Raw genomic sequence first — 12,755 nt, 5'->3', positions numbered from 1 at the left:
CTCACCGCGCTCCCGCGGAAAGCGAGCTATTCCCCGCAGCCCCTATCCACCCACCAGAAGTCTCGAAACTGAGTCTTCCACTAAAGGGAGCTTTAGTGGAGGATGGTTTATTTCTTTTTTAATAGATAAAAGCCAAAAGCGACCAGGGCAAGTGGCCAGAAGCGTTCGATTAATTGGAAAACGCCCTGGATCCATTGAAACCACGTAGGATTTGTAGGAGCGAACATGGCAAACAGTCCGATGCCGAGAAATAAAAGGGCAGGAATCAGTCCATTTTTTGTTTTCCTATAATGCAATAGAAAAGCTACCCCGAGAATAATAAAGTACATACCCCAATGATCGCGCCAAAAAGGAAGATGATCAACGGCCGTGAAATGCAAACCGAAACCAGTTAAAATCACACCAGTGAACAAGGAAGAATGGTCTTTTGTCCAATAACTATGTAATAGGAAGGCGACACCTATGAAAATTACTAGAGTGGGCCATGAGTAAAATGGGGCTAGTATGGGAATATTGAGATGACGAAGGAAATAGTAAACGCCCAACCCGATGAATAATAGTCCAATAAGGGAATTTTGCTTATTCAGTGTAATCACATCCTTTCCTATTTTACAAAAATGTCGGATCCTTGCGATAATGCGTAGGTTTTGGTATATTACAAACGGATTATAATTTAAAGTTTTTCTAAATAAATCGTTATTATTTTCTATACCAACTAATTTCATCCTATCATAAGGGATTCAAAATCTGTTCATATTTCGAACGAAAAATCGATCTGATTTTGTGATATACTAATGGATATGTGATAAGTCTTGAACGTTTAATGGGGGTAGATGAAATGCACATTTTAGCTATCGGTCTTAATTACAGAACAGCCCCTGTGGAAATTCGCGAGAAGCTCACATTTTCTGAGGATAAGCTCACAGAAGCTATGCAGCACCTCAACATACAAAAAAGTGTTTTGGAAAATGTGATTATTTCTACATGCAACCGAACGGAAATCTATGCGGTTGTGGATCAAATCCACACAGGCCGTTATTATATCAAACAGTTTCTGGCCGACTGGTTTGACATCGACAAAGAAGAGTTCTCTCCTTTTCTTTCCATTTATGAAACCGACGGAGCGATTGAACACCTGTTGCGCGTCACGGCAGGACTGGATTCTATGGTTCTTGGAGAAACTCAAATTCTCGGTCAAATGAAGCAGGCATTCCTGCAGGCACAGGAAGCAGGAACAACAGGAACGATCTTCAATCAGTTGTTCCGCCAGGCGGTAACCATGGCGAAAAAAGGCCATAAAGAGACGGAAATCGGTGAAAACGCTGTATCTGTCAGCTATGCGGCGGTAGAGCTTGCTAAGAAGATTTTTGGTGATCTTGTACACAAGCATATCGTTATCCTGGGTGCAGGAAAAATGGGAGAATTAGCAGCTAAGAACCTTCACGGCTCTGGTGTGCGGAAAGTTTCGGTCGTCAATCGCACATTGGCTAAAGCTCAAAACGTAGCTGATCAATTCAATGGACAACCGCACACGATGGACGAGCTTGAAGGTGTGTTGGAAGATGCTGATATCGTCATCAGCTCTACAGGTGCCACAGATTATGTCATTACAAAGGAAAAGATGGACCCTATTCATAAAAAACGAAAAGGGAAGCCTCTCTTCTTTGTAGACATTGCTGTTCCAAGAGATTTAGATCCGGCAATGGAAGCTTTGGAAAGTGTATTCTTGTATGACATTGATGATCTGCAGGGAATCGTAGATGCGAATCTTGCTCTTCGTAAACAGGCAGCAAAAGAAATTGAGATTATGATTGAAGCAGAAATTGTAGAGTTTAAGCAGTGGCTGCAGACGATTGGTGTGGTTCCTGTGATTTCCGCTCTTCGCTCAAAAGCTTTGAATATACAGGCAGAAACGATGAAGAGTATTGAAAGAAAGATGCCCGAGCTTACCGATCGCGAACGGAAAGTGCTAAGTAAGCACACAAAGAGTATCATCAATCAAATGTTGAAAGAACCGATCTCTCAAGCCAAAGAAATGGCAGCTCAGCCGGATTCAGAGGAAACCCTGCGTTTATTCACTCAAATCTTTGGTATTGAAGAGCAGGTGAAAAAAGAGGCGGAAGAACAAGAAAAAAAGAACAGCGTGAAGGTGAAGAACGATACAGAGGCCAGTGATTCCATCTCCATCATCAGCCCTGTAGCCCATTCATAAGGTGGAAATGAAATGCTTGAATTCAAATGGGTTTACGAACTTATCCTTTTTCTATATGGATTGAGTATCATTGGATACTTCATCGACTTTGTACAAAATAACCGGAAGGCGAATATAACTGCCTTCTGGTTACTTAGTATGGTTTGGGTTTTGCAAACCTTCTTTTTACTCTCGCAGGTTTTTGTCAAAGATGACTTTCCAATTATGACGGTTTATGATGGATTATATTTTTATTCGTGGATTTTAGTGACGTTCTCCCTCATCATTAATCGTCTTTTTAAAGTGGACTTTCTTGTATTCTTCACCAATGTGGTCGGTTTTTTGATTATGATCATCCACATTTCTACGAGAGCACAAAATGTCTTGGAAAACAGGGGAGTGGCTCTTGTTAATGAGCTCCTTGTCATCCATGTCAGTTTAGCGATTATTTCTTATGGGTTCTTTACCTTATCATTTATCTTTTCTGTCATGTATTTACTGCAGTACCGTTTATTAAAGAAAAAGAAATGGGATGCCAAACTATTTCGTCTTGGTGATTTGACGAAGTTGGATCACTTCTCTTATGTTTCCATCATATTAGGGGTCCCACTGCTATTAATCGCCATTATTTTAGGGGTTGTTTGGGGATATGTCTCTACGGCCGTGTTTTACTGGTATGATTCTAAGACACTCGGGTCGTTACTTGTACTAGTCGTCTATGTCGTTTATTTGACGCTGAGAGTCATAAAAGGTTATCAGGGACGGACGATCGCCATATTCAATGCAGCAGCATTTCTGTTTCTATTGATCAACTTCTTTTTATTTGGTTCATTATCTAACTTTCATTTTTAGTTTTGAGGAGGAAATGTTTTGAGAAAAATTGTCATTGGATCACGCAAAAGTAATTTAGCGATTACACAAACAGAATGGGTGATCGAACAGTTGAAACAGATCGATCCATCCTATGATTTTGAAATCAAACGGATCTCAACAAAAGGGGACCAAATCCTTGACGTGACCCTTTCTAAAGTAGGCGGCAAGGGGCTCTTCATCAAAGAGATTGAACAGGCGATGTATGATGGTGAAATTGATATGGCTGTTCATAGTATGAAGGACATGCCGGCGGTTGTTGCAGAGGGCTTGATGGTGGCGGCTGTACCGATTCGTGAAGATCACCGGGATGCTTTTGTATCGAATGGCAATGTTGCTCTTAAAGACCTTCCGGCTGGAGCAATCGTTGGAACAAGCAGTTTGAGACGCGGTTCCCAAATCAAGGCTGTACGCCCGGACGTTGAAATTAAATGGATCCGCGGAAATATAGACACACGTCTTCGAAAGTGTAAGGAAGAGGATTACGATGCCATTGTTCTCGCAGCTGCAGGCCTAAAACGTATGGGCTGGGATGATGATGTTGTAACCGAATATTTAGAGCCTGATGTCTGTGTGCCGGCTGTCGGGCAGGGAGCGCTTGCCATTCAATGCCGCGAAAACGATTCAGAACTACGCGATTTCCTAAAAAAATTGAATCATGAGTACACCGAAACCACGGTTTCCGCTGAACGCAAATTCCTCCATGATTTGAATGGAGGCTGTCAAGTTCCGATTGGTGGTTATGCCTACCGTAAGGGAGAGGAAATTGTCTTGACAGCGCTTGTCGGAACGCCTGATGGAAAGACCATCTTGCATGAAACGGTTTCTGGTACAGATCCAATTGAAGTAGGGAAAGAAGCAGCAGATCGTTTGAAAGCTCAAGGGGCTCAGGAAATTGTGGATCGTGCTAAAGAGGAGTATGACCAATAATGCAGCCATTGCAGGGGAAGCGAATTCTCGTGACGAGAGGACAGTCCCAGGCACGCTCATTTATTGACAGAATAGAAGCAGAAGGCGGGTGTGTGTATCATACTCCCCTTCTCTCCTTCCAATTGAATGATTCTGAATCTCATCAAGAGGTTTTGAAACGACTTCACGACTATTCCTGGGTGTTTATCACAAGCGCGAATGGCGTGGAGTTTTTTTTCGAGCTTCTTAAAAAGTACAAGGTGGAGGTTCCGCCGTCCCTTAAATTTTCCATCATTGGATCGAAAACTGAGAACCGTTTAAAAGGTTTTGGAATAAAGGCTGACTTCATCCCTTCTAAATACCATGCGTCTTCGATGGGGAGAGAATTCCTTGCCCGCTACCCTCAACCTGGTCCGATTTTGTACATAAGAGGAAATCGTTCAAGAGACGCTCTTCCCCGCATGTTTGATGACAAGGGTGTATTTTTCCATTCCATGACTGTATATGATACGCTACTAGTGGAAGAAAAAAAGACTCAACTCCTTGCGTGGATTCAGGAACGGAAGATTGATGCATTAACCTTTACAAGTCCGTCGACCGTACGCGCCTTTGTCTCTATGGTCGAGAAAGAAGGGCTTGGGATCCCCTGTTTTTGTATCGGTCCGACGACAGCCAAGGAAGCAGAAAAATGTGGGTTTACGAACGTTCACGTCCCGGAACAGTTCACTATCCCCCATATGTTAAAACAGATGACTTACTATTTTTCTAACGAAGGGAAAAGATAAATATGAAAGATTTGCAGTTCAAACGCCACCGTCGCTTGCGCCGAACGGATTCCATGAGAGCGCTTGTAAGAGAGACTCATCTTCGTACAGAAGATTTAATCTATCCGATTTTTGTGGTAGAAGGAGAAGACATCAAAAATCCAGTGGGTTCGATGCCAGGCGTCCACCAAGTTTCCCTTGATCATTTGAATGAGGAAATGGATGAGCTTGTACGGCTGGACATTAAGTCTGTGATTGTCTTTGGTGTTCCTGCAGAAAAAGATGACGTAGGAAGTCAAGCCTATCACGAGGAGGGGATTGTGCAGCGTGCGATCGGTCAAATTAAAGAAAACTTCCCTTCTCTAACCGTGGTGGCCGATACTTGTCTATGTCAATATACCGATCATGGCCATTGTGGAATTGTCCGTGACGGGGATATTGCCAACGATGAGTCTTTGACTTATATTACAAAAACAGCGGTGACGCAGGCGAAGGCAGGTGCTGATGTCATTGCTCCATCCAACATGATGGATGGTTTTGTTGCAGCTATTCGTCAGGGGCTTGATGAAGAAGGGTTCAGCCACATTCCGGTGATGTCATACGCGGTTAAGTATGCTTCATCTTTTTATGGCCCATTCCGTGATGCAGCTCACAGTTCTCCTCAATTTGGTGACCGCCGTGCCTACCAGATGGATCCAGCGAACCGCCTGGAAGCATTAAGAGAGGCTGAGTCAGATGTAGAAGAAGGGGCAGACTTTTTGATTGTTAAACCCGCACTTGCTTACCTTGACATCATGCGAGAAGTGAAAGATCGTTTTAACTTGCCACTGGTCGCCTACAATGTCAGTGGTGAATATTCGATGATTAAAGCGGCGGCACAAAATGGCTGGGTCAATGAAGAAGAAATCGTACTTGAAAAACTGACCTCTATGAAACGGGCAGGCGCGGATCTAATTATCACTTATTTCGCTAAAGACGCAGCTCGTTGGTTAAATCAATAAAGAGGACAGAAAGGGTGTCGGAGAATGAAAACATTTGATCGTTCAAAACAAGCCTATACGAAGGCAGTAGAATTAATGCCAGGTGGAGTGAACTCTCCAGTACGTGCATTTAAATCTGTCCAAATGGACCCGATTTTTATGGAAAAGGGGGCAGGTTCAAAACTGTATGACCTTGATGGCAATGAATATATCGATTATGTCTTAAGTTTTGGCCCCTTAATTTTAGGTCATGCCGATGAAAGGGTGACAGAAGCTTTAACCAAAGCCACGGCCAATGGAACAAGCTTCGGTGCCCCTACAGAAATGGAAAACGCATTGGCGTCCCTGGTGAGAGAACGGGTGCCTTCTATTGAGATGCTGCGTATGGTGAATTCAGGCACAGAAGCCACGATGAGCGCCCTTCGTGTGGCTCGTGGATACACTGGCCGCGACAAGATTTTGAAATTTGAAGGGAATTACCATGGCCATGGAGACTCCTTGCTGATCAAAGCAGGCTCTGGTGTAGCGACTCTTGGACTGCCAGACTCTCCTGGAGTTCCGGAATCTATTGCACAAAATACGATTACCGTTCCTTATAATGACTTAGAAAGCGTCCGCTATGTCTTTGAAGAATTCGGAGACGATTTAGCTGCTGTCATTATTGAGCCTGTCTCAGGAAACATGGGAGTCGTTCCGCCAAACGAAGGATTCCTGCAAGAGCTAAGAACATTGACGGAAGACAATGGAACGGTTTTGATCTTTGATGAAGTTATGACTGGTTTCCGAGTTGGGTACCACAGTGCCCAGGGTCACTTTGGTGTGACTCCTGACATGACATGCCTTGGAAAAGTAATTGGAGGCGGCCTCCCTGTAGGAGCTTATGGCGGAAAGCGTGAAATCATGGAACGGGTCGCTCCAGTCGGTGACATCTACCAGGCGGGTACGCTTTCAGGGAACCCGCTGGCCATGACAGCCGGTTATGAGACGATTTCGGCTATGACGGAAGAAGCGTATGCTTCCATCAATAAAAAAGTAGACCGTTTAATTGAGGGTTACGAGCAAGCCGCTGAAAAACACAACATTCCACTGACAGTAAACCGCGCAGGTTCAATGGTCGGTTTCTTCTTCACAAACGAACCTGTTACGAACTTTGAGACAGCCAATCAATCGGATTTAGAAATGTTCACGCGTTATTTCCAGGGAATGATAGAAGAAGGTGTGTATTTGCCACCTTCCCAATTTGAAGGATTGTTTTTATCCGTCAAACATACGGATGACGATATCGAGAAAACGATTCAAGCAGCGGAGAAAGTCTTTTCAGAAATTAAATCGAAGTAATAAAAGCGCATGGGGTCTCCTCATGCGCTTTCGTTATGTATATTACTCTAACTTCCGCATAAGGTGATAATAGAGAAAAGTGTTTATTACCTTAGGGAGGGGACCGTACTTTGCAAAACAAACAAAATGTATTCTCATTTTACTTAGATGAATCCATATGGTTCAAGGAAGGACAGGGCGTACGCGAGTTAATTGGCATATCACTAGAGCCTGAAATCACTATTGAAGAACTTGGAGATGAGGTCCGGTTGAAAGGAACGGTCGATCTGGCGGGCGAGTACATTCCTACTGGAAGCGGGGATGCCTTGGATGAAAGTCCTCTTGCCGCTTCTGTACGAACCATGGACTCGGTCGAACCATCTGAAGAAGGGGTTCATACGTTCCAGCATTCTTTCCCAGTGGAAATCACTGTTCCTTTGGAAAGAGTATCGAATTTAGAAGACGTGTTGATCGACATCGAAAGTTTTGATTATGAACTTCCGGCCAATCGTCAACTTCGTCTTCATGCTCATGTGAATATTAACGGCCTGGAAGAAAAACAGCAGGAAGCATCGAATGAACCGAAGTTCGATGAATCAGCAACGATCGGCCCTGTCAATTTCCAAGAACAAAGTCCAAATGAATCGACGGTTCTGCCGGAACGTGAAGCACCTATTTTCCGGATTGAGGAGAAAGAGGATGAAAGTGAGCATGAGGACGACGGCCGCTGGTTTTATAAAAAATCACAAAGCTTCCCGGAATTTTTCGGTCATGCGCAGGAAAATAGTCAGTTAAAACCGGAAGAGCCTTCTTATGATAGTGCGAGTTGGGGAGAAGTCAGTATCGAAGAGTCCAGTAGTGTAGAATCCAGCAGTGAAGAGTCCGATCAAGAGAGTGCTCAGGCACCTGGAGGTATGGACGGGATTAAACAAATCTTCAAACACCTCTTCCCGAACAGAGAGGACACCTATACACAAATGAAAATGTATATCGCCCAGGAAGAAGAAACATTATCCTCGATTGCGGAAAAGTATGACGTATCTGTGAAACAATTAGAACGAGTCAACGATTATAAAGACGATGTTTCTCCTGGGCAGATTGTGTATATTCCGAACTAAATCCATTTATATTTGAAAGCGAGATACAAACCGAGGACCAGGCCGAGGAGGAAGATATCGAAAGTAGTCGGGAAGATGATGGTTCTAAGCGCCTGGAAAATAACGATGGGAAGCAAAGATTTTTCAATAACAAACAACCATGTCCTGCACCAAGGAGGCAGACGGTAACGATACAAACGACTCATTAAGGGCACCTCTTTTCATTGGAGGATATAGGCTCCTGGGCAATCGGCTCAGGGGTTTTCGCCTTTTTCTTTGACGTAGTTGACTAAATGCCTCTTTTTTATATACAATATGTAATATAGTCTTTATACGTGAAATGCTTAGATAGGGAAGAGTACATGAACAATTCCTTCAGAGAGGAAAACAGTCGGTGAGAGTTTTCCAGGAACCCTGTTGATGGAAGGTCGCCCTTGATGCAGCTTCTTTGAACTTAGAGTAGAAGAAGCCGGTTAGAAGCCGTTATTTTTTATTTGAGTGTACAGGAAGAATTTCCTGTAAATTAAAGGTGGTACCACGGAAATGAAACCCTTTCGTCCTTTTTTAGGATGAAAGGGTTTTTTTATATTTATAAAGAGAATAAAAGGAGGAAGATCCAATGAATCAACAAGATCTTTCAATGCCCACTAAGTACGATCCGGCAGCTGTTGAAAAGGACCGCTATCAGTACTGGGTGGATGGTAAATTTTTTGAAGCTACAGGAGATAAAAACAAGGAACCTTATACAATCGTCATTCCACCACCGAACGTAACAGGGAAGCTGCACCTCGGCCATGCGTGGGACACGACATTACAGGATATCCTGACACGTGTAAAGCGGATGCAGGGATATGATGTACTCTGGCTCCCGGGCATGGACCATGCGGGGATTGCTACACAGGCAAAAGTAGACGCAAAACTTCGTGAAGAAGGTATTTCGCGTCATGATCTTGGTCGTGAAAAATTCCTAGAAAAATCCTGGGAGTGGAAGCATGAGTATGCGAAATTCATCCGTGCCCAGTGGGAAAAGCTTGGACTTGGACTTGATTATTCACGCGAACGTTTTACACTTGATGACGGTCTGTCTGAAGCTGTTAAAGAAGTGTTTGTCACTCTTTATGAAAAAGGCCTGATTTATCGTGGGGAATACATTATCAACTGGGATCCTGCCACGCAGACAGCTTTGTCAGATATCGAAGTGGAATATAAAGACGTGCAAGGTGCGTTTTACCACATGCGTTACCCTTTGAAAGATGAGGAAGGAACGATTGAGATTGCGACCACGCGTCCGGAGACGATGCTTGGAGATACAGCCATTGCCGTCCATCCTGAAGACGATCGCTACAAGCATCTGATTGGTAAGAAGGCGATTCTGCCGATTGTTGGCCGTGAAATTGAAATCGTTGCTGACGATTATGTTGATATGGAATTTGGTTCAGGGGCTGTTAAAATCACTCCAGCTCACGACCCTAACGACTTTGAAATTGGAAACCGTCACAAGCTGGAACGAATTCTTGTTATGAATGAAGACGGGACGATGAATGAAAATGCAGGCAAGTATAAGGGTATGGATCGCTTTGAGTGTCGTAAGCAAATCGTAAAGGACCTTCAGGAGAATGGTGTCCTTTTTGAAATTGAAGAACACATGCACTCAGTTGGACATTCTGAGCGAAGCGGAGCGGTTGTTGAACCTTATCTTTCTACTCAATGGTTCGTTGACATGAAGCCACTTGCTGATGCGTCCATCGACTTGCAAAAGGGAGACGATCAAGTACAATTTGTTCCTGATCGATTTGAAAAGCCGTATCTTCACTGGATGGAGAACACCAGAGATTGGTGTATTTCGAGACAACTTTGGTGGGGACATCGTATCCCGGCCTGGTACCATAAAGAAACGGGAGAAATTCATGTCGGTAAAGAAGAGCCGAAAGATCCGGAAAACTGGAAGCAGGATGAAGATGTCCTCGATACTTGGTTCTCGTCCGCCCTTTGGCCTTTCTCTACAATGGGATGGCCTGACGAAAATAGTGAGGATTATAAGCGCTACTTCCCGACAAACGTACTCGTTACAGGGTATGACATAATCGGATTCTGGGTAAGCCGTATGATTTTCCAATCTCTAGAGTTCACTAATGAGCGTCCTTTCAATGATGTCCTTATTCATGGTCTAGTTCGTGATGCTGAAGGTCGTAAGATGAGTAAATCTCTAGGTAATGGTGTCGACCCTATGGATGTCATCGATAAATACGGAGCGGATTCTCTTCGTTACTTCTTATCTACTGGTTCATCTCCTGGTCAGGACTTGCGTTTCCATTGGGAGAAAGTAGAGTCAACGTGGAACTTTGCTAATAAGATTTGGAACGCTTCCCGCTTTGCGTTGATGAACATGGGCGACTTGAAATATGAAGACATTGATATCACAGGTGAAAAATCAGTAGCCGATCAATGGATTCTGACTCGTCTCAACCAGACGATTGAGCAAGTGACGACAAACATTGATAAATATGAATTCGGTGAAGCTGGCCGTCATCTTTACAACTTCATTTGGGATGATTTCTGCGATTGGTATATCGAAATGGCGAAGCTTCCGTTATATGGAGAAGATGAAGCGCGTATCCATACGACACGCTCTATCCTCGCCTATACACTAGATCAGACCATGCGCATGCTTCATCCATTCATGCCATTTATCACGGAAGAAATCTGGCAGCACCTCCCTCATGAAGGAGAATCTATTACACAGGCTTCATGGCCGGTAGTAAGAGAAGATTTCCATAATGAAGAAGCGGTCGAGGAAATGAATCGTCTTGTATCCATTATCCGTTCTGTTCGTAATATCCGTTCAGAAGTCGATACACCAATGTCCAAGGAAATTCAGTTGATGATCCAGGCAAAAGACGATACCATCGTCAAAGAGCTTGAGAAGAACCGCGATTATCTAGAAAGGTTCTGTAACCCAAGTGAACTGACGATTGCCACAGACTTGCAGGCCCCTGAAAAAGCGATGTCAGCCGTTATTACTGGAGCTGAACTATACCTTCCATTAGCAGGCTTGATCAACATCGAAGATGAAATCAAACGTCTTGAGAACGAGTGGAAGAAATGGGATCAGGAAGTCACACGTGTTCAAAAGAAACTTTCCAACGAAGGCTTCGTAAGCAAAGCCCCGGAACATGTCGTTGAAGAAGAACGTAAAAAAGAAACAGATTACCTTGATAAACGTGCTAAAGTAGAAGCGCGAATCAAAGAGTTAAAAGCATAAAGAAAGGGGGAGGGTATTCTACGGAGTACTCTCCTTTTTTGAAAAGAGGGAATGGAAATGGAGTATGAAGAAGCAATTGATTGGATTCACTCTAGAGAGAAATTCAAAGTGAAGCCAGGGTTGAAACGAATGGAGTGGATGATGGAGAGGCTTGATCATCCAGAGAAAAAATTCAGGTCTGTCCATATCGCAGGAACGAACGGGAAAGGCTCTACGCTTTCTTTTCTACGTTATATCCTCCAACAGCAGGGAACGTCTGTAGGAACCTTCACTTCTCCTTACATTGAGAAGTTCAATGAACGAATCAGTGTTGATGGTCAAGCCATTCAAGATGAAGATTTAGCTGAATTCGTGCTTAGAGTTAAACCTCTCTCTGAAGAACTAGGGCAGACGCATTTAGGAGAACCAACGGAATTTGAAATCATAACAGCGGTAGCCATGCTTTATTTTTCCGAGACCCCACTTGATCTTGTGTTGATTGAAACAGGCCTGGGAGGACGATTTGACTCTACCAACATCCTCACACCTGTTCTATCCCTCATCACAAATATCGGACATGACCACATGAATGTTCTGGGTTCTACAATAGGAGAAATTGCGGAAGAAAAAGCGGGCATCATCAAACCTGAAATCCCGGTAGTTACTGGTGTGAAGCAGCAGGAAGCTATAGAAGTAATCACTCAGAAAGCAAAGTCCTGTCATTCGAAGGTGTTCAGACTTGGCCATGACTTTAATTTCACTCATCAATCCAGTAGTGATGATGGAGAAAGTTTTGTTTTTGCAAATGAAACGTTCCATTCTGAAACGTTTGTCAGTCAAATGAAAGGGCCTCACCAGGTAGAAAATGCATCGTTGGCCATTCAGTCTGCTGAAGTATTAAGAGCTCTTGGAATCCAAATAGATCGAAATCTTTATGGAAAAGGGGTTGCGTCTACACGGTGGCCCGCAAGGTTTGAGAAAGTGATGGACGCTCCTTTGACCATTATAGATGGCGCCCACAATGAAGAGGGGACGAGCGCTCTTGTAGAAACAGTGAAACGCCATTACGCGGATCAAAAGGTTGTGCTCGTTTATTCTGCATTAGAAGACAAGCCTGTTAAAAAAATGTTGAAACAACTGGGAAGTGTGGTCGACAAAGCTTATATGACAACTTTTGAATTTCCGAGGGCTCTCAAAGGTCATGAGCTCGCTGAATACTCGGATATCGCCGAAACCGTCGCTATTGAAGATTATAAACAAGCCATACAGCAAGCCTCTGAACAAGTGGGAGAAGACGGCATTCTGCTCATTACAGGCTCCTTGTATTTCATTTCTCGAATAAGGGAATATTTTGAAATTAAAGAAAATTCAAGGTAATATGATGAT

11 protein-coding genes and 1 other annotated feature are annotated in these 12,755 nt (G+C 43.6%); of the genes, 9 read left to right on the top strand and 2 right to left on the bottom strand.

What is annotated here, in order from left to right; all coding sequences use genetic code 11:
- Positions 1-107 precede the first annotated feature (107 nt).
- Entirely contained in the window at positions 108-596 is a 489-nt protein-coding gene (locus tag VKA52_RS02870) for a LiaI-LiaF-like domain-containing protein (protein ID WP_326314120.1), read from the bottom strand.
- 242 nt (positions 597-838) lie between these two features.
- Between VKA52_RS02870 and hemA the strand changes: the two genes are divergently transcribed.
- From hemA to spoVID, 7 genes are all read left to right on the top strand, one after another.
- A complete protein-coding gene (gene hemA, locus VKA52_RS02865; protein ID WP_160915496.1) occupies positions 839-2,212 on the top strand; it encodes a glutamyl-tRNA reductase in 1,374 nt (457 codons plus the stop codon).
- Positions 2,213-2,224: 12 nt separating this feature from the next.
- Complete coding sequence (locus VKA52_RS02860; protein ID WP_160915494.1) at positions 2,225-3,043, top strand: cytochrome c biogenesis protein; 819 nt, start codon at positions 2,225-2,227, stop codon at positions 3,041-3,043.
- Positions 3,044-3,061: 18 nt separating this feature from the next.
- A complete protein-coding gene (hemC, locus tag VKA52_RS02855) occupies positions 3,062-3,991 on the top strand; it encodes a hydroxymethylbilane synthase (protein WP_206945837.1) in 930 nt (309 codons plus the stop codon).
- A complete protein-coding gene (locus VKA52_RS02850) occupies positions 3,991-4,755 on the top strand; it encodes a uroporphyrinogen-III synthase (RefSeq protein WP_326314119.1) in 765 nt (254 codons plus the stop codon). Before hemC ends, VKA52_RS02850 begins: the two co-directional genes overlap by 1 nt.
- A 2-nt stretch (positions 4,756-4,757) precedes the next feature.
- The gene (gene hemB, locus VKA52_RS02845; protein WP_326314118.1) at positions 4,758-5,735 is read left to right on the top strand and encodes a porphobilinogen synthase; all 978 of its coding nucleotides are present in this window, start codon (positions 4,758-4,760) and stop codon (positions 5,733-5,735) included.
- Between the two features lie 24 nt (positions 5,736-5,759).
- Entirely contained in the window at positions 5,760-7,052 is a 1,293-nt protein-coding gene (hemL, locus tag VKA52_RS02840; RefSeq protein ID WP_326314117.1) for a glutamate-1-semialdehyde 2,1-aminomutase, read from the top strand.
- Positions 7,053-7,162: 110 nt separating this feature from the next.
- The gene (gene spoVID, locus VKA52_RS02835; protein ID WP_160915487.1) at positions 7,163-8,149 is read left to right on the top strand and encodes a stage VI sporulation protein D; all 987 of its coding nucleotides are present in this window, start codon (positions 7,163-7,165) and stop codon (positions 8,147-8,149) included.
- Here spoVID and VKA52_RS02830 read toward each other — a convergent pair.
- Positions 8,146-8,334: a hypothetical protein gene (locus VKA52_RS02830; protein ID WP_089652686.1), complete on the bottom strand. Its 189-nt coding sequence runs from the start codon at positions 8,332-8,334 to the stop codon at positions 8,146-8,148. The genes spoVID and VKA52_RS02830 overlap by 4 nt on opposite strands.
- A gap of 130 nt (positions 8,335-8,464) precedes the next feature.
- Positions 8,465-8,693 (top strand) — a binding site (T-box leader).
- Positions 8,694-8,747: 54 nt separating this feature from the next.
- Between VKA52_RS02830 and VKA52_RS02825 the strand changes: the two genes are divergently transcribed.
- A complete protein-coding gene (locus VKA52_RS02825) occupies positions 8,748-11,390 on the top strand; it encodes a valine--tRNA ligase (protein ID WP_326314116.1) in 2,643 nt (880 codons plus the stop codon).
- Positions 11,391-11,441: 51 nt separating this feature from the next.
- On the top strand, positions 11,442-12,746 hold the full coding sequence (locus VKA52_RS02820) for a bifunctional folylpolyglutamate synthase/dihydrofolate synthase (protein ID WP_326314114.1): 1,305 nt from the start codon (positions 11,442-11,444) through the stop codon (positions 12,744-12,746).
- Positions 12,747-12,755: the final 9 nt, after the last annotated feature.

The sequence above is a fragment of the Halobacillus sp. HZG1 genome, assembly GCF_035818575.1.
Classification (GTDB): Bacteria; Bacillota; Bacilli; order Bacillales; family Halobacillaceae; genus Halobacillus; species Halobacillus litoralis.
This window is presented reverse-complemented; position numbering and strand designations above follow the sequence as displayed.